23 protein-coding genes are annotated in these 22,825 nt (G+C 67.6%); 11 read left to right on the top strand and 12 right to left on the bottom strand.

Annotated features, from left to right (window positions below):
- Nucleotides 1-194: 194 nt before the first annotated feature.
- The 3 genes from dxs to I4484_RS00575 are packed head-to-tail and all read right to left on the bottom strand — an operon-like array spanning nucleotide 195 to nucleotide 3,327.
- On the bottom strand, nucleotides 195-2,120 hold the full coding sequence (gene dxs / locus I4484_RS00585) for a 1-deoxy-D-xylulose-5-phosphate synthase (RefSeq protein WP_197449142.1): 1,926 nt from the start codon (nucleotides 2,118-2,120) through the stop codon (nucleotides 195-197).
- A 36-nt stretch (nucleotides 2,121-2,156) separates the two neighbouring features.
- Entirely contained in the window at nucleotides 2,157-3,041 is an 885-nt protein-coding gene (ispA, locus tag I4484_RS00580) for a (2E,6E)-farnesyl diphosphate synthase (protein WP_197449141.1), read from the bottom strand.
- A complete protein-coding gene (locus I4484_RS00575; protein ID WP_197449140.1) occupies nucleotides 3,031-3,327 on the bottom strand; it encodes an exodeoxyribonuclease VII small subunit in 297 nt (98 codons plus the stop codon). The genes ispA and I4484_RS00575 overlap by 11 nt, the downstream gene beginning before the upstream one ends.
- A gap of 210 nt (nucleotides 3,328-3,537) precedes the next feature.
- On the opposite strand from I4484_RS00575, the gene serA reads away from it, so the two are divergent.
- Nucleotides 3,538-4,788 (top strand): phosphoglycerate dehydrogenase, encoded by a 1,251-nt coding sequence (gene serA / locus I4484_RS00570; RefSeq protein WP_197449139.1) that lies wholly within the window; start codon nucleotides 3,538-3,540, stop codon nucleotides 4,786-4,788.
- A gap of 99 nt (nucleotides 4,789-4,887) precedes the next feature.
- Here serA and I4484_RS00565 read toward each other — a convergent pair whose 3' ends face one another.
- Both I4484_RS00565 and I4484_RS00560 read right to left on the bottom strand, forming a co-directional pair.
- Entirely contained in the window at nucleotides 4,888-5,247 is a 360-nt protein-coding gene (locus tag I4484_RS00565) for a hypothetical protein (protein ID WP_197449138.1), read from the bottom strand.
- A 122-nt stretch (nucleotides 5,248-5,369) separates the two neighbouring features.
- Nucleotides 5,370-6,125 (bottom strand): hypothetical protein, encoded by a 756-nt coding sequence (locus I4484_RS00560; protein ID WP_197449137.1) that lies wholly within the window; start codon nucleotides 6,123-6,125, stop codon nucleotides 5,370-5,372.
- A gap of 297 nt (nucleotides 6,126-6,422) precedes the next feature.
- Between I4484_RS00560 and I4484_RS00555 the strand changes: the two genes are divergently transcribed.
- Nucleotides 6,423-7,331: a DMT family transporter gene (locus I4484_RS00555; RefSeq protein WP_197449136.1), complete on the top strand. Its 909-nt coding sequence runs from the start codon at nucleotides 6,423-6,425 to the stop codon at nucleotides 7,329-7,331.
- Here the strand turns inward: I4484_RS00555 and I4484_RS00550 are convergent.
- Nucleotides 7,328-8,566: an amino acid deaminase gene (locus I4484_RS00550; protein ID WP_197449135.1), complete on the bottom strand. Its 1,239-nt coding sequence runs from the start codon at nucleotides 8,564-8,566 to the stop codon at nucleotides 7,328-7,330. The two genes, I4484_RS00555 and I4484_RS00550, sit on opposite strands and share 4 nt — an antisense overlap.
- A gap of 119 nt (nucleotides 8,567-8,685) precedes the next feature.
- Between I4484_RS00550 and I4484_RS00545 the strand changes: the two genes are divergently transcribed.
- The 3 genes from I4484_RS00545 (at nucleotide 8,686) to I4484_RS00535 (ending at nucleotide 10,955) form a co-directional block, all read left to right on the top strand.
- Complete coding sequence (locus I4484_RS00545) at nucleotides 8,686-9,477, top strand: enoyl-CoA hydratase (RefSeq protein ID WP_197449134.1); 792 nt, start codon at nucleotides 8,686-8,688, stop codon at nucleotides 9,475-9,477.
- Between the two features lie 123 nt (nucleotides 9,478-9,600).
- Nucleotides 9,601-10,446: an IclR family transcriptional regulator C-terminal domain-containing protein gene (locus I4484_RS00540; protein WP_197449133.1), complete on the top strand. Its 846-nt coding sequence runs from the start codon at nucleotides 9,601-9,603 to the stop codon at nucleotides 10,444-10,446.
- Nucleotides 10,443-10,955 (top strand): DUF1566 domain-containing protein, encoded by a 513-nt coding sequence (locus tag I4484_RS00535; RefSeq protein WP_197449132.1) that lies wholly within the window; start codon nucleotides 10,443-10,445, stop codon nucleotides 10,953-10,955. The genes I4484_RS00540 and I4484_RS00535 overlap by 4 nt, the downstream gene beginning before the upstream one ends.
- Here I4484_RS00535 and I4484_RS00530 read toward each other — a convergent pair.
- The 4 genes from I4484_RS00530 to I4484_RS00515 are packed head-to-tail and all read right to left on the bottom strand — an operon-like array spanning nucleotide 10,952 to nucleotide 14,430.
- Entirely contained in the window at nucleotides 10,952-11,470 is a 519-nt protein-coding gene (locus I4484_RS00530) for a MarR family winged helix-turn-helix transcriptional regulator (protein ID WP_234283668.1), read from the bottom strand. The genes I4484_RS00535 and I4484_RS00530 overlap by 4 nt on opposite strands.
- Before the next feature lie 34 nt (nucleotides 11,471-11,504).
- Nucleotides 11,505-12,800 (bottom strand): TRAP transporter large permease, encoded by a 1,296-nt coding sequence (locus I4484_RS00525; protein ID WP_197449096.1) that lies wholly within the window; start codon nucleotides 12,798-12,800, stop codon nucleotides 11,505-11,507.
- Complete coding sequence (locus I4484_RS00520) at nucleotides 12,793-13,347, bottom strand: TRAP transporter small permease (RefSeq protein WP_197449131.1); 555 nt, start codon at nucleotides 13,345-13,347, stop codon at nucleotides 12,793-12,795. Before I4484_RS00520 ends, I4484_RS00525 begins: the two co-directional genes overlap by 8 nt.
- Before the next feature lie 27 nt (nucleotides 13,348-13,374).
- On the bottom strand, nucleotides 13,375-14,430 hold the full coding sequence (locus tag I4484_RS00515; protein ID WP_197449130.1) for a TRAP transporter substrate-binding protein: 1,056 nt from the start codon (nucleotides 14,428-14,430) through the stop codon (nucleotides 13,375-13,377).
- Between the two features lie 385 nt (nucleotides 14,431-14,815).
- On the opposite strand from I4484_RS00515, the gene I4484_RS00510 reads away from it, so the two are divergent.
- The 6 genes from I4484_RS00510 (at nucleotide 14,816) to maiA (ending at nucleotide 20,899) form a co-directional block, all read left to right on the top strand.
- The gene (locus tag I4484_RS00510; protein WP_197449129.1) at nucleotides 14,816-15,784 is read left to right on the top strand and encodes an MBL fold metallo-hydrolase; all 969 of its coding nucleotides are present in this window, start codon (nucleotides 14,816-14,818) and stop codon (nucleotides 15,782-15,784) included.
- Nucleotides 15,785-15,879: 95 nt separating this feature from the next.
- Nucleotides 15,880-17,592: an FAD-dependent oxidoreductase gene (locus I4484_RS00505; protein WP_197449128.1), complete on the top strand. Its 1,713-nt coding sequence runs from the start codon at nucleotides 15,880-15,882 to the stop codon at nucleotides 17,590-17,592.
- Nucleotides 17,579-17,800, top strand: coding sequence for a DUF2783 domain-containing protein (locus I4484_RS00500; RefSeq protein WP_197449127.1), 222 nt, complete (start codon nucleotides 17,579-17,581; stop codon nucleotides 17,798-17,800). Before I4484_RS00505 ends, I4484_RS00500 begins: the two co-directional genes overlap by 14 nt.
- 16 nt (nucleotides 17,801-17,816) lie before the next feature.
- On the top strand, nucleotides 17,817-19,124 hold the full coding sequence (hmgA, locus tag I4484_RS00495) for a homogentisate 1,2-dioxygenase (protein WP_197449126.1): 1,308 nt from the start codon (nucleotides 17,817-17,819) through the stop codon (nucleotides 19,122-19,124).
- Nucleotides 19,125-19,214: 90 nt separating this feature from the next.
- A complete protein-coding gene (locus I4484_RS00490) occupies nucleotides 19,215-20,234 on the top strand; it encodes a fumarylacetoacetate hydrolase family protein (protein ID WP_197449125.1) in 1,020 nt (339 codons plus the stop codon).
- Nucleotides 20,235-20,254: 20 nt separating this feature from the next.
- Nucleotides 20,255-20,899 (top strand): maleylacetoacetate isomerase, encoded by a 645-nt coding sequence (maiA, locus tag I4484_RS00485; RefSeq protein ID WP_197449124.1) that lies wholly within the window; start codon nucleotides 20,255-20,257, stop codon nucleotides 20,897-20,899.
- Between the two features lie 81 nt (nucleotides 20,900-20,980).
- On the opposite strand, the gene I4484_RS00480 is transcribed toward maiA, so the two are convergent.
- Nucleotides 20,981-21,790, bottom strand: coding sequence for a class III extradiol ring-cleavage dioxygenase (locus tag I4484_RS00480; protein ID WP_234283669.1), 810 nt, complete (start codon nucleotides 21,788-21,790; stop codon nucleotides 20,981-20,983).
- 48 nt (nucleotides 21,791-21,838) lie between these two features.
- Nucleotides 21,839-22,786 (bottom strand): glutathione S-transferase family protein, encoded by a 948-nt coding sequence (locus I4484_RS00475; protein ID WP_197449123.1) that lies wholly within the window; start codon nucleotides 22,784-22,786, stop codon nucleotides 21,839-21,841.
- Between the last annotated feature and the right edge of the window lie 39 nt (nucleotides 22,787-22,825).

Genomic DNA, 22,825 nt, shown 5'->3' with positions numbered 1-22,825 from the left:
GCGGCAATGTCTTACAAACCCTATAGGAAATTAGCTACAACAATATAAGAAATATAGGGCAAGCCGATGCGCCAATTACCTCGGCCAACCTCATGCCGATGGGGTTGGCGAGATGAAGAAATTGCACCGCAGAGTGGAAAGAACTCGGCCGGGCGATACCCGGCCGATTGCGGCGACTTGGCGGCGAGAGGGGGTCAGCCGAGGCGAGCGCGTATCGCCGCCTCGATACCGGCGGCGTCCAGGCCGCACTCGGCCAGCAGCTCGGCGGGCTTGCCGTGCTCGACGAAGGCGTCGGGCAGGCCCAGGTTGAGCAGGGCGGCCGGTACGCCCTCGGCAGCGAGCAGCTCGTTCACGCCGCTGCCGGCGCCGCCGGCCACTACGTTCTCCTCGAGGGTGACCAGCAGCTCATGATCGGCGGCGGCGGCCAGGATCGCCTCGCGGTCCAGCGGCTTGACCGAGCGCATGTTGAGGTGCGTGGCGTCGAGAGCCTCGGCCACCTCTGCGGCCGGGCCGTTGAGGCTGCCGAACGCAAGCAGGGCAATACGCTTGCCCGTCTCGACGCCGCTCTCGCGGCGCCGCTCGGCCTTGCCGATCTCCAGCGGCTCGAGGTGCGCGGGTATCGCCACCCCCGGGCCCGTGCCGCGGGGGTAGCGCACCGCGGCGGGGCCAGGATAGTGGTAGGCGGCGCTGAGCATGGCGCGGCACTCCGCCTCGTCGGCCGGCGCCAGGATCACCATGCCCGGCACGCAGCGCAGGTAGGAGAGGTCCAGGCTGCCGTGGTGGGTGGGGCCATCCTCGCCCACCAGGCCGGCGCGGTCGATGGCGAAGGTGACATCGAGCCCCTGCACCGCCACGTCGTGGATCAGCTGATCGTAGCCGCGCTGCAGGAAGGTGGAGTAGATCGCCACCACCGGCTTCATCGCCTCGCAGGCCATGCCGGCCGCCAGCGTCACCGCATGCTGCTCGGCGATGGCGACGTCGTAGTAGCGCTCCGGGTACTCCTTGGAGAAGCGGATCAGGTCGGAGCCTTCGCGCATCGCCGGGGTGATACCGATCAGGCGCTCGTCGACGGCGGCCATGTCGCACAGCCACTCGCCGAAAACGTTGCAGTACTTGGGGGACTTCTTCTTGGCCGGTGCGACGGGCCGGCTCGTCGGCGCATTGCCGTTCTTCTCCGGCTCACTCTTTTCCAGCTTGGTGATGGCGTGGTAGCCGATGGGGTCGGCCTCGGCGGGCAGGAAGCCACGCCCCTTGCGGGTCTTTACGTGGAGGAACTGCGGGCCGTCGAGGTCGCGGATGTTGCGCAGGGTCTGGATCAGGGTGGGCAGGTCATGGCCGTCGAGCGGGCCGATGTAGTTGAAGCCCATCTCCTCGAACAGCGTGGCCGGGCTGACCATGCCCTTCATGTGCTCCTCGGTGCGCCGCGCCAGCTCCAGCGCGCCCGGTAGGCGAGAGAGCACCCGCTTGCCCTCTTCGCGGAAGGTAAGATAGGGCTTGCTCGACAGGATGCCCGCCAGGTAGCTGGCGATACCGCCGACGTTCTCGGAGATCGACATCTCGTTGTCGTTGAGCACCACCAGCAGGTTGGCGTCCAGGTGGCCGGCATGGGCCAATGCCTCGAAGGCCATGCCGGCGGTCAGCGCGCCGTCGCCGATCACCGCGCATACCCGGCGCCGGTCGCCCCGGGTGGCGCTGGCCAGGGCCATGCCCAACGCCGCCGAGATCGAGGTGCTGGAGTGGCCCACGCCGAAGGTGTCGTAGGGCGACTCGGCGCGCCGCGGGAAGGCGGCCAGGCCGCCGTATTGGCGAATGCTGGGCATCGCCTCGCGCCGCCCGGTGAGGATCTTGTGCGGATAGGCCTGATGACCGACATCCCACACCAGCCGGTCGTGAGGCGTCTCCAGCGCGTGGTGCAGCGCCACGCTGAGTTCCACCACGCCCAGGCCGGCACCGAAGTGGCCGCCGCTGCGGCCCACGCTGTAGAGCAAGTAGGCGCGCAGCTCGTCGGCCACCTGCAGCAGTTGGGCATTCGTCATGGCCCGCAGTGCCGCCGGCGTGTCCAGCGAATCGAGCAGCGGGGTCAGCGGGCGCTCGACTGGAATTACATCGTAGAGCTTCATGTACGGTTCGGTCGTCCTGGCTGTCATGCCGTGTGGCTAGTGGTCGCGCTCGATCATGTAGCGGGCCAGCTGCGCGAGCGGCTCACCCGCTTCGCCCAGTGGCGCCAGGGCCAGCAGGGCCTCGTCGGTGAGCTCGCTGGCCTTGCGCCGGGCCCCCTCGAGGCCCAGCAGTGCCGGATAGGTCGGCTTGTCGCGCGCGGCGTCGGCCCCCGAGGTCTTGCCTAGGGTCCGGGTATCGCCGGTGACGTCGAGAACGTCGTCGTGAATCTGGAAGGCCAAGCCGAGTGCCGTGGCGTAGCGATCCAGCGCCCCGACGCGGGGGTCGTGTTCGGCCACGGCGGTCAGCGCCCCCATACGCACGGCGGCGCGAATCAGCGCACCGGTCTTGTGGGCGTGCATGGTGGCCAGCGCCTCCACGTCAGGGTGGCCGCCAACGGCGGCCAGGTCCAGCGCCTGGCCACCGACCATGCCGTCGCGCCCGGCGGCGCTGGCCAGCGCCAGCATCAGGGCCGGCAGGCGCGGGTGGGCGGCACGAGCGAGCACTTCGAAGGCCAGCGTCTGCAGCGCATCGCCGGCGAGTATCGCCGTGGCCTCGTCGAAGGCGCGGTGCACCGTGGGCTGGCCGCGGCGCAGGTCGTCGTCGTCCATGGCCGGCAGGTCGTCGTGAACCAGCGAGTAGGCATGGACCAGCTCGATGGCGGCGGCCGGGGCATCGAGCGCCTCGTCGCTCGCCCCCAGCGCGCGCCCGGCCAGGTAGACCAGCAGCGGCCGCAGGCGCTTGCCGCCCACCAGCAGCCCGTGGCGCATCGCCGCCTCCAGCCGCGGCGCCGCGGCCTGGCGGGCGTCGAACAGCTGCGCCAGGCAGGCGTCGACACGTGCCCGGTCGGCGGCCAGGTGGGCCGCGAACGAGTCAGCGTTCACTCTCGTCCTCCCCCGCCGGGGCGTCGAAGGGGGCAAAATCGATGCTGCCGTCGGGGCGCTCGATCAGGGTGCGCACCCGCAGCTCGGCTTCGTCCAGCCGGCGCTGGGCGTCACGGGTCAGGCGCACGCCCTGCTCGAACGCGGCGAGCGAGCCCTCCAGCGACAGCTCGCCGGACTCCAGCCGCTCCACCAGCTGTTCCAGTCGCTCCACGGTAGTGGCGAAATCGGCCTCGGCCTCCTCGCCTGCCGCCATCTCGCTTGACGCTTGCTTGTCACGCTCGGCCATGACACCTCTAGCTCGTCGCCGCTGATCACAGGAGGCACAGTATACACGCCCTGCCTTGTACGCACTGCCCAGGAAGGCCTGACCGCCCCCCGCAACGTGCAGCGTGCTCATCTTCGCGACGCAGCATTTTCATCTTCGCGCGTAGCGGTTGTGTTACCATGAGCGCCCTGTTTCCAGCACGCGGCGCACCAAGAAGGGGTTGATTCGACCATGGCCAAAACGTCCCTGGACAAGAGCAAGATCAAGATCCTGCTGCTCGAGGGCGTCCACCAGAGCGCGGTGGACAATTTCCTGAATGCCGGTTACACCAACATCGAGCATCTGCCCACCTCGCTCGACGAAGCCACGCTGATCGACAAGATCCGCGACGTCCACTTCCTCGGCATCCGCTCGCGCACCCAGCTCAACGAGCGCGTGTTCGCCGCCGCCGAGAAGCTCAACGCCGTGGGCTGCTTCTGCATCGGCACCAACCAGGTCGATCTCAAGGCGGCGCTCTCGCGCGGCATCCCGGTATTCAACGCGCCCTACTCCAACACCCGCTCGGTGGCCGAACTGGTGCTGGCCGAGGCCATCATGCTGCTTCGCGGCATCCCCGAGAAGAACGCCCGCGCCCACCAGGGCGGCTGGCTGAAGAGCGCCAAGGCCTCCCACGAGGCGCGTGGCAAGACCTTGGGCATCGTCGGTTACGGCAACATCGGCGCCCAGCTCTCGGTGCTGGCCGAGTCGCTCGGCTTCAACGTCATCTTCTATGACGTGGTGACCAAGCTCGGCATGGGCAACGCCAGCCAGGTGGCGAGCCTCGAGGAACTCCTGGCGCGTGCCGACGTGGTCAGCCTGCACGTGCCCGAGCTGCCCTCCACCAAGTGGATGATCGCCAAGGACCAGCTGGCGCTGATGAAGCCCAGCGGCATCCTGATCAACGCCTCCCGCGGCAGCGTGGTGGTGATCGAGGACCTGGCCGAGGCGCTTCAGGCCGGCCGCCTCTACGGCGCCGCCATCGACGTCTTCCCGGTGGAGCCCAAGGGCAACGACGAGGAGTTCGTCAGCCCGCTGCGCGGCCTGCCCAACGTGATCCTCACCCCGCACATCGGCGGCTCCACCCTCGAGGCCCAGGAGAACATCGGCATCGAGGTCTCCGAGAAGATGATCACCTACTCGGACAACGGCACCACCGTCACCTCGGTCAACTTCCCCGAGGTGGCACTGCCCGCTCACCCGGACAAGCACCGCGTGCTGCACATCCACGACAACGTGCCGGGCGTGCTCTCTGAAATCAACCGGGTGCTCTCCGAGAACGACATCAACATCTCCGGCCAGTACCTGCAGACCAACGAGAAGGTCGGTTACGTGGTCATCGACGTCGACAAGGCCTACGGGCCACAGGCGCTCGAGGCGCTGCGCCAGGTCGAGCACACCCTGCGCGTGCGGGTACTCTACTCCGAGACCAACTTCGAGGAGTAAGGGCCGGTTACACCTCAAGCCGTCGCGCTCCCGGCGCGGCGGCTTCTTGCTTCGCCGCACCCGGCCGCGTTCGCGCGTGCCGGCACCCGCTCCGGGTTGCTAGAGGCTCTGGATATCGATCACATAGCCGACGATCGGGTAGCCGGCTTTGCGGGCGGCCTTCTCGGCCTCGAGCTGGGCTTCCAGCTTGGAAATGCTGGTGGAGCGATGCTCGAACACGGTGTCGACTTCCAGTTTGCGCGTTCTCACCGCGAGCCGAACCAGGTGTCCGGTCTTGTAGGACTGGGCAGACTTCCCGGCCGCTTCCGTGCCGGCACTCTTCTTCTTGCCGCGACTTTGTTGCTCGCCCTTCTTATCGCCCAGCAGGTCGCGCGCCGGCGACGGCTCGTGGCCGGGCTTCATGAAGGCATCGATCTCGCGCTTGATGCTCCGCTCGAACTCGCTCAGTTCGTCGCTCATTCATCCTCCAATGACAGATCTTCGCGCCCTGTTTGGAACATATCAGAACCGCTTCTCATGACTTCCTAACCCAGGTTATGGCCTACAGACAGCGCCACGCCTCGGTGCCGTCGATGGGGATGTCAGGCGTGCGGCAAGTTGGTCTCGGTGAGCGCCTGTAGATAGCGGGCCGGACCACCGCGACGTTCCAGCAACCGCAGGCCCGCCCACAGGCTCACCTGGTTCGCCGTCAGCACCATTCGGCCAGCCTCACGCTGCATCGCCTCGACCAGCTCGAGGGTATTGATTGCCGTATCGGGCACCAGCAGGGGGTTGCGCGACGCCCCGTGTTCGTTGGCGAAGTCGCGTACCGTCGTGACGATGTCGAGCCGGTGGGAGTCGGCCGCGTAGGGACAGTTCAGCGCCTGCAGGTTGTCCACCTTCACATCGCTGTCGTGCAGGAACTGCACCAGCTGTTCCGTGACCTCCGGTGGGTAGGGGCTCAGCAGGTCGACCCGGCGCTGATCGAGCGCGGCCAGGGCAGCGCGAAACGCCATGGCGGTACTGGTGACGGGCACACCGAGCCAGTGCGAAAGCTCGCGGGACTGGCCAATAGACCACTCCAGCCCGCCGATGAAGCTGCCGCTGGTGCAGGCCCAGACGACCGCCCGGGCCCCGGCGTCCCTGACCAGCGACTCACCCACCGCAGCGAGGCGATCGGTAGCGCCGAGCGCCATCAGGGCGGTGTGTTCATGGTGGCCATCGCTGAGGACCTTGCCAACGGCGATGGTTGGCAACTCATCGGCGTCAGGTTTGCTCCGCTGGTCCAAACCGTACCATTCGTAATCGGGCGGACCATCCTCGGGTAGCAGGATACCCAGACACTGTGCGTCTTTCATCGATACCTCGCGGTCGATCATGCCTGATATGGCAGAGCGGCAGGGATGCTCTCCCCCGCGCCCGGCAGAACGCTTGCGTTCAGAACTTGCGTGCAGAAAAGGGGAGACGCACGGCCGCGCGCCCCCTAAGCAAGATGCCAGATATGACGCCCCGGTTCACGACCGTCCCGTATGATGGCTCGTTCAGGCACAGCAGAGCCTCGCTTCTCCCCTGTCGGTTCGACGCAGAAGCCATTGCTGTGCTAATGATTATGCTTCGAAGCGCACTCGCGCATTCCCTATGCCAAGGAAGACCGCATGCCAACTGCCGCCGCCTACGTGATCGTAGTGCTGGTATGGGCCACCACGCCACTGGCCATCAAGTGGAGCGCCGAAGCGGGAGCCCCCGTGGGCAGCGTGCTGTTGCGCATGGCATTCGCCTTCCTGGCGGGGCTCGTGGTGCTGATGGCAATGCGCCGTGGCCTGCGTAGGGACAAGCAAGCCATGAAGAGCTACGCAGCGGCGGTTCCCGGGGTGTTTGGCGCCATGGCATTGAGCTATCACGCCTCGATGACGCTACCCTCCGGCATGATGTCGGTGATGTTCGGCATGGCACCGCTGGTCTCGGGGCTGATCCTGCAACTGCTGCCCGGCGCCGTGAAGCTGCGCCGCTGGCACTGGTTCGGTTGCACGCTCGGCGTGCTGGGGCTGGCCGTGGTATTCGCCGACAGCCTGGTACTGGGTAGCGACCAGCTGCCGGCCCTGCTGATGATGCTGCTCGCCGTGACCCTGTTCAGCGCCAGCGGCATCGCCGTGCAGCGCGTGGCCGCCGGTCTCGGCCCGCTGGAGCAGACCCTGGGCGCCCTGGCCCTGAGCCTGCCGTGCTTCCTCGTGCTGTGGCTGGCCAGCGGCGAGCCCTTGACGGTACCGCTGAGCTCACGTGGCCTGTGGTCGGTCATCTACCTGGCGCTATTCGGTTCGCTGCTCGGCTTCCTTTGTTACTTCCTGATTCTTTCACGTCTCTCGGCGGCTACCGTGGCATTGGTCACGCTGATCACGCCGGTGCTGGCCCTGGGCCTGGGCATGATCTTCAATCAGGAACAGCCATCGTCCTCGATGCTGACGGGGGCGGTCCTGATCCTGGTAGCGCTCGGCGCCTACCTGTTCGGCGACCAGCTGGCGCGTCTGAAAGTGGAGCGGGAGCTGCAACGTCCCCGAGGCAGCTAGAAGCAGGTCTGCATCACCTCGATCACCTCGAGCCGCTCATCGACGCGACAGATCCGTCGCCACTTGTCGAAGGTCAGGCAGGGGTGGGAAACGCCGAAGGCGACGATGTCGCCTACCCGTGTCCGTCCGTTGGCAGCGCCGGCCTCGCCCTCGTCCGGGGGGAGGGTGATGAAGGCGTGCTGGTCCATCAGCTTGGTCAATTGCCAGCCCTCCACCGGCAGCGGGCGCTGTCGTTCGTCACCTTCCCGATAGCGCCGCAGCGGCTCGGGCAGCTGGTCGTGACCGATGTCGCGCTTGCCCATGCCGATGACGGCGAGTCCTGGCTCGGGCAGCGAGACCACCTGGGCATAGACTTCGAGCGCCGGTTTGAGCCCCCGCTCAAGCTCCGGACGACGCGCGAGGACCTCGCGCTGGGCCTGGCGATAGATGCCGTGGTCGTGCACCACATAGCAGCCGGGGCGCAGCACCGGCACGAACTGTTTGCCCAGGTGCGCCTCGTGGAACACCCCCGCGATCATGTCGTACCAGGCCGAGCCGGACGCGGTGATCAGCGGCTGCGAGGTTTCGAACAGGGCATCGCGCACCAGACCCTGGGCCGCCTCGACCAGCTGCCAGGCATAGGCGCGCACGGCGCGCTCGGGGTCGCTGCCATGCACTACCCCCTCGTAGCCCTCGAGGCCCGAAAGCACCAGCGACTGCTCGCTGTCGATGCGCTCGGCCAGGGCCATCACCTCGTCGGTGTCGCGGCAGCCGCAGCGTCCGCCCGGCACGCCCAGCTCGATCAATACCTTGAGCCGCAGCCCTCGGGCGTTGAAGTAGCGGGCCAGCTGATCGACATTGGCGATGCCGTCGACCACACAGTAGAAGTCGGCCCCGGCCTCCAGCAGCCCGGCGACGATCGCCATGTTGGCCTCGCCGACGAGCTGGTTGGCCATCAGCAGGCGATTGACGCCGTGGCGGAAGGCCGCCCGGCACTGGACAGCCGTGGCCAGGGTGATGCCCCAGGCGCCGGCGGCGAGCTGGCGCTGGAACAGCTCGGGACACATGGTGGTCTTGCCGTGGGGAGCCAGACGCGCGCCGTGGGCATCGCAGAAGCGCTGCATCCAGGCCAGGTTGTGGGCCAGCGCCGGCTCGTGGATCACGGCCGCGGGCAGGCTGACGTCGGCCAGCAGCCGGTTGCCCGTTTGCGGCGTGCCCTTGTGCAACTCGTCATGATTGTGGTTGGAATCGTTCATGCTTCGCTCTCGCGGGTGCCCACCTGGCGGTAAGCCACACCCTCTTTGGTCGCAGGACTGACGAAAAGCGTGCACGACAGGCTAGGCTGGTGACGGGCACGTTTCTACAGGATACGACAATGAATACGACTGTCGACGAGCGACCGGTGATTCGTCGCGACCAGCGCGGCGTCGCGACCCTTACCCTGAACCGGCCGCGCCAGTTCAATGCGCTGTCGGAAGAAGTTCTCAAGGCGCTGGGCGGCGAACTCTCCCGCCTGGCCCACGACGACTCGGTGCACTGCGTGGTCGTCGCCGCCGAGGGGCGCGCCTTCTGTGCCGGACACGATCTCAAGGAGATGCGCGCCAACCCCGACAAGGCCTATTATCAAGAGCTGTTCGCCCGCTGCGGCGAGGTCATGCAGCGCATCGTCCATCTGCCGGTACCGGTCATCGCCCGGGTCCAGGGGCTGGCCACCGCCGCCGGCTGCCAGCTGGTGGCCAGCTGCGACCTGGCGGTGGCGGCCAGGTCGGCCCGCTTCGCGGTATCGGGCATCGGCGTGGGGCTGTTCTGCTCCACGCCGGCGGTGGCGCTGTCGCGCAACATCGGCCGCAAGCGCGCCATGGAGATGCTCTTCACCGGCGAGTTCATCGATGCCGAGCAGGCGCTCGACTGGGGGCTGATCAACCGCGTCGCCGACGACGAGGCGCTGGACGAGGTGCTCGGCGAACTTACCGCCAGCCTCTGCGCCAAGAGCCGCGTGGCCCTGCGCACCGGCAAGGCGCTGTTCCAGCGCCAGCTGCAAATGCCGTTGAACGAAGCCTACGCCCTGGCCGGCGAGACCATGGCCTGCAACATGCTGGCCGAGGATACCGCCGAGGGTATCGATGCCTTCATCGCCAAGCGGGAGCCCCAGTGGCGCCATCGCTAGCCATCCCGTCTGCACAAGTAGTATGGAAGGCATTTCCGCAATCGAGACAAGCTAGCGCCGAGGGGGTATCCTGTAGCTGGCCTGCAGGGCAGGCCAGCCAGATCATTGGGGAAGGATACGCAGGTGAGTGAAGTCAAACGCAGAACGGCGGGGCGCCCGCCCGGCCCCGGCAAGAGCGCCAGCGGCCACAGCCAGTCGCTGGTGCGCGGGCTCAATCTGCTCGAGCGGCTGGCGGCCACGCCGGGCGGCCTGGCGCTGTCGGAACTGGCCGAGATGGTCGACCTGGCCCCCTCCACCACCCACCGCCTGCTGCAGGCCCTGCAGGGCCAGGGCTTCATCGCCCAGGACACCGAACTCGGGGTGTGGAGGATCGACGTCAAGACCTTCCGCATCGGCAACAGCTTCCTCGAGGCGCGCGACTTCGTCGCCACCAGCCGGCCCTTCCTGCGCCGCCTGACGGCCCAGACCGGCGAAACCGCCAACCTGGGTATCCGCGACGGCGCCACTGCCGTGTTTTTGGCCCAGAGCGAGTCGCCGCAGATGATGCGCATGATCACCCGGCTCGGCTCGCGCGCGCCGCTGCACGCCTCGGGCGTGGGCAAGGCGCTGATGGCCTGGCTGCCGGACGATGAGTTCGAACGGGTGCTGGCCGAGCGGGGGCTCGATCGGGTCACCACCAACACCCTGTACACGGCCGAGTCGCTGCGCGCCAACCTGGCGCAGGTGCGCCGGCAGGGCTATGCGTGCGACCGCGAGGAGCATGCCATCGGCCTGCACTGCGTGGCTGCCTGCCTGCACGACGAGCACGGCATCCCGCTGGCGGCGATCTCCGTCTCGGGACCGGTGGCACGGATTCCCGAAGCGCGGCTGCCGGAGCTGGGTGCGCTGGTGCGCGAGACCGCCGCCGAGATCACCGCCCGCCTCGGCGGGCGCGTGCCCACCGCCCAGGATCAGGTCGCGGAGGCGTGACGCGCACGGGCGCCGTCGGGCTGGCGCTGTTCCTGGCGTCGCTCCCCCTCGGCCACGCCGATGACCGCTTCCGCTTTCCCATCGCCTCTCTCGTCGAGGACACGGCCAGAGGGCTGGTGTGGGAGCGCTGCAGCCTGGGCCAGGTATTCCACGAGGGGCGCTGCCGCGGCGAGGCGGCGCGCCTCACGCTGGCCGAGGCCGAGGCCCGCCTGGGTGCCATGGCCACGGCCGAGTGCCCGTGGCGTCTGCCGCGCTTCTTCGAGCTGCGCGGCCTGGTGCAGGCGGGCGACGGGAACACGGCCATCGAGGGCGAAGCCTTCCCCGATACGCCGGCAGGCTGGTACTGGACCCAGGTCAGCGCCGGCGGCCACTCCCAGCAGGACTGCTTCGTCGACTTCGCCGGCCGGGGCCGCACGCGCTGCAACATGGCCGGCCGGTTTCACGTGCGACCGGTGATGTCGCTCGAAAGCGCCGCGCCAGTTTGCCTGAGCCCTGGCCCGGGCAGCTAGCCGCGCTCCCCGATCCGCTCCAGTTGGCGTTCGAGCTTGCGCATCACGTTGAGCAGGTCGCGATACTCCCCGGCAGTGAGGGTTGCCACCAGCTCCGCCTCCCAGGCCTGGGCCTCGGGAATCAACTTGACCAGCAGAGCCTGGCCGGCGGCGGTGAGATGGAGATCCTGCTGGCGCTGGTCCTCGGGGGCGGGGGTGCGGCGGATCAGCCCCCGCTCCTCCAGCGCCTGGATCGCCCGTGACACGCGGGCCTTGTCCATGTTGGTGTAGCTGCAGACTTTTTTCGCCGTCAGCTCGTCGCAGTGGCTGAGCCACGCCAGCACTCGCCACTGCGCGATGTTGAGCTGGTAGCGCTCCTCGTAGAGCTCGGCCAACGCCTGGCTGATGCGATCGGCGAGGCTGTTGAGCCGGTAGGGCAGGAACTGGTTGAGATCCAGCTCCGGCTTGGTCGAAGGTTCGGCCAGGCCCTCGTCACCCTCCCTGGCGAGGCCGGCCTGGCGCTCTTCCGTGTTCATCTCTCGAGACTCCTCACCCTACGCTGGGCAGCGTTCAATAGAGCAGTTGCGGCAGGAACAGCACGATACCCGGGAACACCAGCACCAGCAACGCGCGTGCCATCCCCGCCACCCAGAACGGCGTCACCCCGCGGAAGATCGTCCCCGTACTCACGTCCGGCAGCACCGCCCGCAGCACGAACACGTTCATCCCCACCGGCGGCGTGATCAGGCTGATCTCGATCACGATCACCACCAGGATGCCGAACCACACCAGGTCGAAGCCGAGCCCCGCCGCCACCGGGAAGAACACCGGCACCGTCAAGAGCAGCATCGACATGCTCTCGAACACGCAGCCGAGCAGCACGTAGATGGCCAGGATCACCAGGATCACCAGGAACGGCGCCATGTCGAGCCCGTTGACGAACGCCAGCAGGTCGCTCGGCAGCCCCGCGCGGTTGATGAAGTTGGCGAAGATCAGCGCGGTGAGTACCACGGCGAACAGCATGGCGGTGGTGCGCACGGTGTCCATCAGTACGTTCATCAGCACCTGGGGCGTCAGTGCGCGACGCCACAGGGCGATGAGGAAGGCGCCCATGGCGCCGATGCCGGCCGCTTCGGTGGGGGTGAACACGCCGAGGTAGATGCCGCCGATCACCAGCACGAACAGCGCCAGGGTGCTGCCGACGCTCTTGAGTGCCCTCATGCGTTCGGGCCAGGCCACGCGCTCACCGGCGGGGCCGGCGTCGGGGTCGCGCCACAGCACCCACTTCACCGACCCAAGGTAGAGCACGATACCGAGGATACCGGGGATGAAGCCGGCGGCGAACAGCTCGCGGATGCTGGTCTCGGTGAGGATGCCGTAGATCACCAGCATCACGCTGGGCGGGATCAGGATCCCCAGCGTGCCGCCGGCGGCGATCGACGCCGAGGCGAGGGTGTCCTTGTAGCCGTACTTGCGCATCTGCGGCATCGCTACCCGGCCCATGGTGGCGCAGGTGGCGAGGCTCGAGCCGCAGATGGCGCTGAAGCCGCCGCAGGCGACGATGGTGGCCATGGCCTGGCCGCCCTTGCGGTGGCCGAGGAAGCCGTTGGAGGCGCGGAACAGCGCGTCCGACAGGCCGGCATGGGAGACCAGGTTGCCCATCAGGATGAACAGCGGGATCACCGACAGGCCGTAGTCCATGGCGGTGTCGATCACCCGCCGCGCGGCCATCGACTCGGCGGCGTTCCAGTTGCCGGTCAGATAGTAGAAGCCGGCGAAGCCGACGATGCCCATGGCAAACGCCAGCGGCACGCGCAAAAACGCCAGCAGCAGCAGGGCGGCGAAGCCGTACAACGCCTCAGTCATGGCGTCCCCCCTGCTCGGTCACTGGACTGAGCGGGCCGCCGCGCTCGATCACACCCACGCCTTCGAGCAGATAGAACAGCGCGCGCAGCAGGGTCAGCGCGGCCGAAGCGGCCAGCATGATCGCCATCAGGTAGATCAGGTAACCGTTGGGGATGCGCAGGAACTCGGTCACGTCACCCCACTGCATGGCGCGCTCGCCCAGGGCCCACACCCGCCGGGCCATGAGCCACAGCGCGCCGGTGACGATCAGGTTGACCAGCACCTGGCGAATCCAGATCAAGCGCGCGGGAAACACGCTGTCGAGCAGGTCGACGCTGACGTGCTCCTCGCGCCAGCACACCACCGGCAGCGACAGGAACACCAGCGCGGCCAGCATCAGCTGGGTCAGCTCGACGGTACCGAGGATCGGCGAATTGAAGAAGTAGCGTCCGGTCACGTCCGCCGTGGTCAGCAGCATCATGGCGAAGAGGGTGGCGCCCGCCACCCCCTCCAGCGTCAGCTGCATGACACGGCCGACCCGCAACAGGAACGGCGACGAGGTCGGCATGATCAAGTCTCCGCGGGTCGAAAGGGTTTATTGGCGTACGACACGATCGGCGATGCTCTCGCCTTCGGTGGCCAGGGCGAGCTGTTCGCGGAAGTGCTCGAGAGCTGCCTCGGTATCGACACCACGGCCCTGCACCGCATCATGCCACTCGGCGATCAGCTCGTCGGTCACCTCGCTCAGGCGCTCGATGTCCTCATCCGACGCTTCGGTGAACGTATTGCCCTGCTCCTCGGCGAAAGCCACGCCGCGCTCGTCCATGGCATCCATCATGTAGCCGAACAGGCGCGAGAGATCCTCGCCGGAGACGGCCTCGATCGCCTCGCGATCCTCGGGCGAGACCTGATCCCAGAACATCGGGTTCATGACGATGGCGAAGCTGCCGCGGTAGAAACCGCCATCCACCGTCAGGGTATGCGGCAGCACCTCGGCCACGCGGAAGCTGCGCAGCCCCTCGAGCGTCAGCATGGCGCCGTCGATGACGCCCTGGGAGGCCGCTTCGTAGACCCCGGTCGGCGGTAGCGCCACGCCGGAGACATTCATGGCGCTGGCCAGGTCGCTCATTACCCCGCCGCCGACGCGCACGCGCTTGCCGGAGAGCTGGTCGAGGGAATCAACCTGATCACGGGTGAATATCTGCCCCGGCCCGTGCACGCCCATGGCCATGACGTCGACGCCGCGATGTTCCTCCGCCTGTGCCAGGTACTCCTGGTAGGTGCGCCAGTAGGCGGCGGATGCCGCTTCCGACGTGAACGCCTCGAAGGTGGGGAACTCCGGCAGTTGGGTCAGCTCGAAGCGTCCCGACATGTGGCCGTGAAAGATCCAGGTGGCGTCGGCGATGCCGTCGGCGACAATCTCCATCTGCGCGGCCGGCGGGCCCATGTCGTGCACCACCTCGACGGTCACGCGCCCTTCGGTGGCCTCCTCGATCCACGCCTTCCAGGTGGGCCAGACGAGGGTGTTGATGCCGTGGTTGGGGCCGCCCCAGGTGCTGACGGTAATGGTTTCCTGGGCCAGCACGGGCGCGGTGAGGCTGAGACCGAACGCCGCCAGGGCGCCGATCATGAGGCGATTTGTGTTTTTCATTGCGTGCTCCTGGTCGTCACGGGAGGCGTGCTCGCGCCACGTTGCTTGTCTCGTTGTTGTCTCTCGGGCTGGCGCTCGTCGGCAGAGGCCGCAAGGGCGAGACAGCCCGTTTCCCACATGCAGTCACCTTGCCGCCAGATACTCTCCTCTGCAACTAATTTGAGGCGACAATACATTAGACTTAGGTCTCAGAAATGCCAAAAATCCATGATACAAGGCAACTTTTTCCCAAACCCTGGCGCCTGCCCTACGCTTCCGGTCCGCGACTTGCTGGACATATAGTTTCAATAGCAACTATGCTCGCTGCAATCAGCCCATCGAACGCGGCCAACAGCGGCCCCTTGACGTCGCCCACCGTGACGCCCCCGACGACACTGGAGGAACCATGAGCAAGAAATTCGCTTCCCACGCCGACACCGAAGAGAAGCAGGTCAGCTTCACCAAGCTGGCCGAGGGCCTCTATGCCTACACCGCCGAGGGCGACCCCAACACCGGCGTGGTGATCGGCGACGACAGCGTGATGGTGATCGACACCCAGGCCACGCCGATCATGGCCCAGGACGTGATCCGCCGTATCCGCGAGGTCACCGACCTGCCGATCAAGCACGTGGTGATGAGCCACTACCACGCCGTGCGCGTGCTCGGCGCCTCGGCCTATGAGGCCGAGAACATCTACGCCAGCCAGAACACCTATGACCTGATCGTCGAGCGCGGCCAGCAGGACTACGAATCCGAAGTCGGTCGCTTCCCGCGCCTGTTCAAGGGCGTCGACTCGGTGCCCGGCCTGACCTGGCCCAACATCGTGTTCCAAAAGGAACTCACCGTCTTCATGGGCAAGCGCGAGGTGCGCATCATTCACCTCGGCCGCGGCCACACCAAGGGCGACACCGTCGTCTGGCTACCGGAAGAGAAGGTGATGTTCTCCGGCGACCTGGTCGAGTACGGCGCCACCCCTTACACCGGCGACGCCTACCACGAGGACTGGCCTTCCACTCTCGATCGCCTGCAGGCGATGGCTCCTCAGAAGCTGGTGCCGGGCCGCGGCGAGGCGCTCACCACCCCCGAGCAGTGCCAGGAGGCGATCCAGGGCACCCGCGACTTCCTCGCCGACATGTACGACAGCGTCAAGGCGGGCAAGGCCGCCGGCAAGTCGCTCTCCGAGTGCTACGCCGAGACCTACGCCAAGCTCAAGCCGAAGTACGGCCACTGGGTGATCTTCGACCACTGCCTGCCGTTCGACATCACCCGCTGCTATGACGAGGCCGGCGGCGAATACCCCGACCCGCGCATCTGGACCGCCGAGCGCGACACGGCCATGTGGCACTCGCTGCAGGAAGTGGTCGAGAACCAGTAAGCGCTGTTTTCACAATAATCCTGGCGCGTGGTGCCGGGGCAGGTCGCCGCATTCTGACGCTGGCCTGCCCCGCAGCAGCCGCAGTCGGAGGAAGCATGCCCACTACCTACAACAATCCCGTCTACCCGTACCGGCGCCCGCCCGAGCTCGACCGCGAAAGCGTGCGCCACTGCCCGGTGGTGATCGTCGGCGCCGGCCCCACCGGCCTGGCCATGGCCATCGACCTGGCCCAGCAGGGCATCGCGAGCGTGGTGCTCGACGACAACAACACCGTCAGCGTCGGCTCGCGGGCGATCTGCTTCGCCAAGCGCACGCTGGAGATTCTCGACCGCCTGGGCTGCGCCCAGCCCATGGTCGACAAGGGCGTGACCTGGCAGCGCGGTCGCGTGTTCTTCCAGGAGCGCGAGGTCTACGACTTCGACCTGCTGCCGGAAGAAGGCCACCGCATGCCGGCCTTCATCAACCTGCAGCAGTACTACTTCGAGGAGTACCTGGTCGATCGCGCCGACGCGCTCAGCGACCTGATCGACCTGCGCTGGAAGCACAAGGTCACCGAGGTCGCGAGTCACCCCGAACGCAGCGAGGTGACGGTCAGCACCGAGGACGGCGGCTACCGCCTCGCCTGCGACTACCTGCTGGTGGCCGACGGCGCCAACAGCAAGATCCGCGACATGCTGGGCCTGGAGAGCCGCGGCCAGGTCTTCCAGGATCGCTTCCTGATCGCCGACGTGATCATGAAGGCGGATTTCCCCACCGAGCGCTGGTTCTGGTTCGACCCGCCCTTCCACCCCAACCAGTCGGTGCTGCTGCACCGCCAGCCGGACAACGTCTGGCGCATCGACTTCCAACTGGGCTGGGACGCCGACCCGGAAGAGGAGAAGAAGGAGGAGAACATCCGCCCGCGGGTACAGGCGATGCTCGGCGAAGACGTCGAGTTCGAACTGGAGTGGGCCAGCGTCTACACCTTCCGCTGCCGCAAGATGGATGACTACATTCACAACCGGGTGTTCTTCATGGGCGACGCCGCCCATCAGGTCTCGCCCTTCGGCGCCCGCGGCGCCAACGGTGCCATCCAGAGCACCGAGAACCTGGCCTGGAAACTGGCCCGCGTACTCAAGGGTCAGGCCCCCGCGGCGCTGCTCGCCACCTACAACGACGAGCGACAGCACGGCGCCGCCGAGAACATCCTCAACTCGACCCGCGCCACCGACTTCATCACGCCCAAGAGCCGCGTCAGCCGGCTGTTCCGCGACAGCGTGCTGGAGCTGGCCGAGCACTACCCCTTCGCCCGGCGCCTGGTCAACAGCGGCCGCCTCTCCATGCCGTGCCACTACGACGACTCGCCGCTCAACGGCCCCGAGACCGAGGGCCTGCCCCTCGTGCTGCGCCCCGGCAGCCCGGCCAAGGATGCCCCGATCGGCCTGGCCGGGCGGCGCGCCTGGCTGCTCAACCAGCTGGGCGATCGTTTCACGCTGCTGCTCGATGGCCGCGTCGACAGCGCCCGGGCCGAGGCGCTCAGGACCGAACTCGAGCCGCTGCTCGCACGCCAGGCCGATCTCGATCTGCTGGTCGTCGGGCCTGCGCCGCATGCCCTGACCGAGCTGCCGCGCAGCCGCCAGATCGAGGACGTGGAGACCCTGGTCGGCGAACGCTACGGCCTGACCGGCGGTGTCGCCTACCTGTTCCGCCCCGACCAGCACGTCAGCGCCCGCTGGCGCCAAGTCAGCGCCGCCGAGGTCGAGGCGGCGATCGATCACGCGCTGGGCCGTCACCTTGATGCCGAGGAGGTGCGCCATGCCACGGCTTGAACTCAACCCCAACTTCACCGACCCGGACGCCTTCTATGCCGCGCTGACCGAACTGCACCGTGAGCGCAGCGAGGCCGAGAGCGAACGCATCAACGCCCGGCTGATCCTGCTGCTGGCCAACCATATCGGCGACCAGCAGGTGCTCGAGGAGGCCCTGGCCATCGCCGGCCAGGACGCCAGCGCATCAGAAGGTCAACCAGGCCAATAACGAGAGGGATCCTCCCATGACGACGACACTCGAGTACCAGAGCGGCTTTCGCAACCACTTCGCCAGCGAGGCGCTGCCCGGCGCCCTGCCGGTGGGCCAGAACTCGCCCCAGCAGTGCGCCTATGGCCTCTACGCCGAGCAGCTGACCGGCTCGGCCTTCACCGCGCCGCGCCACGAGAACCTGCGCAGCTGGCTCTACCGCATCCGCCCCTCGGTGGTGCAGAGCGCCTATACGCCGCTGGAGAACGGCCGGGTGGCCACCTCGCCGCTGGCCAGGCCCGCCGCCGATCCCAATCAGATGCGCTGGGACCCGCTGCCGATGCCCGCCGAGCCCACCGACTTCGTCGACGGCCTGCTGACGATTGCCGTCAACGGCGATGCCGGCACCCAGGCCGGCTGCGGCGTGCACGTCTACGCCTTCAACCGCGACATGACCGAGCGCTTCTTCTACGACGCCGACGGCGAGCTGTTGCTCGTGCCGCAGCAGGGCAGCCTGCGCCTGCGTACCGAACTCGGCGAACTCGAGGTCGCCGGCGGCGAGATCGCGGTGATCCCCCGCGGCATGAAGTTCCAGGTACGCCTGGCCGAGGGAAGCGACGCCGCCCGCGGCTATGTCTGCGAGAACTACGGCAGCCCGCTGGAACTGCCCGGCCTCGGCCCCATCGGTGCCAACGGCCTGGCCAACCCGCGCGATTTCGAGAGCCCCGTGGCCGCTTTTGAAGACATGGAGGGCGACTTCGAGCTGGTGGCCAAGTTCTCCGGCCGCTTCTGGGTGACCAGGCTCGGCCATTCGCCGCTCGACGTGGTGGCCTGGCACGGCAACTACGCGCCCTACAAGTACGACCTGGCGCGCTTCAACACCATCAACACGGTGAGCTTCGACCACCCCGACCCCTCGATCTTCACCGTGCTGACCTCGGCCTCCGACACCCCGGGGATGGCCAACATCGACTTCGTGATCTTCCCGCCGCGCTGGATGGTGGCCGAGAACACCTTCCGCCCGCCCTACTTCCATCGCAACCTGATGAGCGAGTTCATGGGCCTGATCCACGGCGAGTACGACGCCAAGGCCGAGGGCTTCCTGCCCGGCGGCGCCAGCCTGCACAACTGCATGTCGCCCCACGGCCCCGACGCCGAGACCTTCGAGAAGGCCTCCAACGCCGAGCTGACACCGCAGCGCCTGGATGCGACCCTGGCCTTCATGTTCGAGAGCCGCTACGTCTACCATCCGACCGAAGCGGCGCTCAACGCGGACATTCGCCAGCGCGACTATGTCGACGTGTGGTCGACGCTGCGCTCGCACTTCGATCCGCAACAGCCCTGAGCTGATGAGCCGACTAACAGCCCTGAGCGACACAACGCCGAACCGGACGGGGCCGACGCGCCCCGCCCCTGACGAAAGGATGGAGCCAAGATGAAACTCGCCACTTTGAAAAACGGCCGCGACGGCGAACTGCTGGTGGTCTCCCGCGACCTGACCCGCGCCGTCTCCGCCACCGACATCGCCGCCACCCTGCAGCAGGCGATCGAGAACTGGGACACCGCGAGCCCCAGGCTGGAGGCGCGCTACGCCGAACTCAACGACGGCAGCGCCGCCGGCGCCTTCGACCTTGACCAGAGCAAGCTCCACTCGCCGCTGCCGCGCAGCTACCACTGGGCCGACGGCTCCGCCTACCTCAATCACGTCAAGCTGGTGCGTCAGGCGCGCAACGCCGAGATGCCGGAGACCTTCTGGACCGACCCGCTGATGTACCAGGGCGGCGGCGACAAGTTCCTGGCCCCCACCGAGGACATCGAGGCGGTCAGCGAGGAGCACGGCATCGACTTCGAGGGCGAGATCGCGGTGATCACCGACGACGTGCCCATGGCAGTCACCCCGGAGCAGGCCGCCGGCCACATCAAGCTGATCATGCTGGTCAACGACGTCAGCCTGCGCGGCTTGATCCCGGGCGAGCTGGCCAAGGGCTTCGGCTTCTTCCAGGCCAAGCCGGCCTCGAGCTTCTCGCCGATCTGCGTCACTCCCGACGAGCTGGGCGACGCCTGGCAGGAGGGCAAGGTCCACCTGCCGCTGACGGTGCACCTCAACGGCGAGAAGTTCGGCGAGCCCGAGGCCGGCCCGGACATGATCTTCAGCTTCCCGCAGCTGGTCGCGCATGCGGCCAGGACCCGCTACCTGGGCGCCGGGGCCATCGTCGGCTCGGGCACCGTCTCCAACCCCGACCCCGACGGCGGCCCCGGCAAGCCGGTCGCCGACGGCGGCGTGGGCTACAGCTGCCTGGCCGAGGTGCGCATGGTCGAGCAGATCCTGCACGGCGCAGCCAGGACGCCGTTCCTGCGCTTCGGCGACCGGGTGCGCATCGAGATGTTCGACCGCCAGGGCAACAGCATCTTCGGCGCCATCGACCAGCAGGTGGTCAAGTACCAGCCGAAGTGACGCGACACAAGGAGCCACGTATGACCACGCTATATGGCTATTTCCGCTCCTCGGCGGCCTACCGGGTGCGCATCGCGCTCAACCTCAAGGGGCTGGCGTACGAGCAGGTAGCGATCAACCTGGTCAAGGGCGAGCAGAAGAGCGACGACTTCCGCACTCACAACCCCCAGGGGCTGGTGCCGGTGCTCGAGACCGACGACGGCACCCAACTGACCCAGTCGCTGGCGATCTGCGAGTACCTGGAGGAGCGCCACCCCGAGCCGCCGCTGCTGCCGTCGGATGCCGAGGGCCGTGCCCGGGTGCGCTCGCTGGCCCAGCTCGTCGCCTGCGAGATCCATCCGCTCAACAACCTCAAGGTGCTCAAGTACCTGGTGCACGAGCTGAAGCTGGACGACGAGGCCAAGCTGGCCTGGTACCGCCACTGGATCGCCGAGGGTTTCACCGCGCTGGAGGCAAGGCTGGCCAGCGAAGCCGCCACCGGCGCGTTCTGCCACGGCGACAGCCCGAGCCTGGCGGATGTCTGCCTGGTGCCGCAGGTGTTCAACGCCGAGCGCTTCGAGTGCGACCTCTCCGCATATCCGACGCTCCGGCGCATCACCGAGCGCTGCCGAGCGCTGGACGCCTTCGCCAAGGCCGCCCCGGGCGCGCAGCCGGACGCCGGTTGAAGGCGCAGCCGACGAAAGCGGGCGCGCGGCTCTCCAGGCAGCGTGCCCGCTCCCGTTCCGGGCGCCCTTGCGCCCCGGCGCTCAGTGTTCGAGCCGCCAGTAGAACATTCCCGATCGCTTGCCGAGGATCGTGGCCGAGACGTGGGTCTCGCTGGGCTGGCCCGCCAGGCCGTAGCACACGTGCAGCGGCAACAGGTGCTCCTCGCGGGGGTGACAGAACCGGGCGTGGGGCGCGCGTTCCCACTGCAGCAGGCGTTCGGTGCGCTGCGCTTCGGTGAGGCGTGCGTCGCTGCAGGTCTCCTCGAGCCACGCCTCGAAGGCCTGGTTGCGGGCATCGAGCTCCGGCGTGGCGGGTGCGAAGAACGCCTGCATGTTGTGGAAGGAGAATCCCGACCCGATCACCAGCAGGTCGTCGACCTCCAGCGCCCGTAGCGCCCTGCCGATGGCCAGGTGCGTCGCGGCATCCAGGCTGTCGACCAGCGACAGCTGCACGCAGGGGATGTCCGCCTCCGGATACATCAGCTTGAGCGGCACGAACAGCCCATGGTCGAAGCCCCGGTGCTCGTCGAGCCGTGCCGGCAACCCGGCCTGCCTCAGCGCCTGGTGGATCTGCCGCGCCAGCGCCGGCTCGCCGGGGCAGGGGTATTCGATCTCGTAGGACTCGGGCGGAAAGCCGTAATAGTCGTAGATGAGCGCCGGGTTGGCCCCCGCGGTGATGGTCGGCACCGCCGCTTCCCAGTGGGCGCTGATGACCAGAATGGCCGAGGGCCGGCGCAGCTGGCCGGCGATCTCGGTGAGCCGGGCCACCATCTCGCGGTGGCCCGGGTCGCCCAGCAGCGGCAGCGGACCGCCGCCGTGGGAAATGAACAGCACATCGGTGGTATGGCTCACGGCTGACGCTCCTCCTGGTCGCTCATGGTGATGACGGACCGGCCCTCATCAGAGCTTGCCGGGCCCTGCCGGCACGATTCCGCCGGGATTCAGCGCCTTGATGGAATAATAGCCCGCCTTGATATGATCGAGGCGCACGGTGGCGGCGATGCCGTCGAGGGCCAGGATGCGGTGCATGTAGGCGTGCAGGCCCGGCATGGCGCGTAGCGTGTTGCGGTTGCACTTGAACAGGCCGTGATAGGCGGCATCGAAGCGCACCAGGGTCACGAACAGGCGCAGGTCGCTCTCGGTCAGGCGTTCGCCGAACAGATAGGCACGCCCGTCGGCGAGCCGCGACTCCAGTTCGTCCAGCGCGGCGAAGACCTTGCCGTAGGCCTCCTCGTAGGCCTGCTGGCTGGAGGCGAAACCGGCCTGGTACACGCCATTGTTCAGGTCGGTGTACAGATAGGCGTTCAGGGCCTCGATCTCGGCGGCCAGGTCGGCCGGGTAGAGGTCCGGCCCCTGGTCCACGATCCCGACGAAGGCGCCGTTCAGCATCCGCACGATATCGGCGGACTCGTTGTTGACGATGGTCCCGGTCTGCTTGTCCCACAGTACCGGCACGGTGGCGCGCCCGGAGATCTGCGGATCGGCGCGAGTATAGAGCTCGTGCAGGTAGCGCACGCCGTGGAGCGTGTCCTCATCGGCGCCGGGGTAGCCGCCGAACCGCCAGCCCTGGTCGGTCAGCCGGGGGTTGACGACGGTGACCTCGATCACCTCCTCGAGCCCCTTCAGCGTCCGTGCCATCAGCGTGCGTGACGCCCAGGGGCAGATATAGGCGACATAGAGCCGATAGCGCCCCTTCTCGGCCTTGAAGCCTCCCGCCCCGGTGGGGCCCGGCGCCCCGTCGGGGGTGACCCAGTGGCGAAACGACGAAGTCTGGCGGAGGAAGCGCCCCTGCTCATCCTTCGCCTGTACCGGCTGCCAGTTCTCTTGCCAGACACCGTTGACCAGCATGCTCTTCTCCTGTGACGAGCCCCTTCCCCTCAGGGAGGA

This window comes from Halomonas sp. SS10-MC5, assembly GCF_015992245.1.
Lineage (GTDB): Bacteria > Pseudomonadota > Gammaproteobacteria > Pseudomonadales > Halomonadaceae > Halomonas > Halomonas sulfidoxydans.
This window is presented reverse-complemented; position numbering and strand designations above follow the sequence as displayed.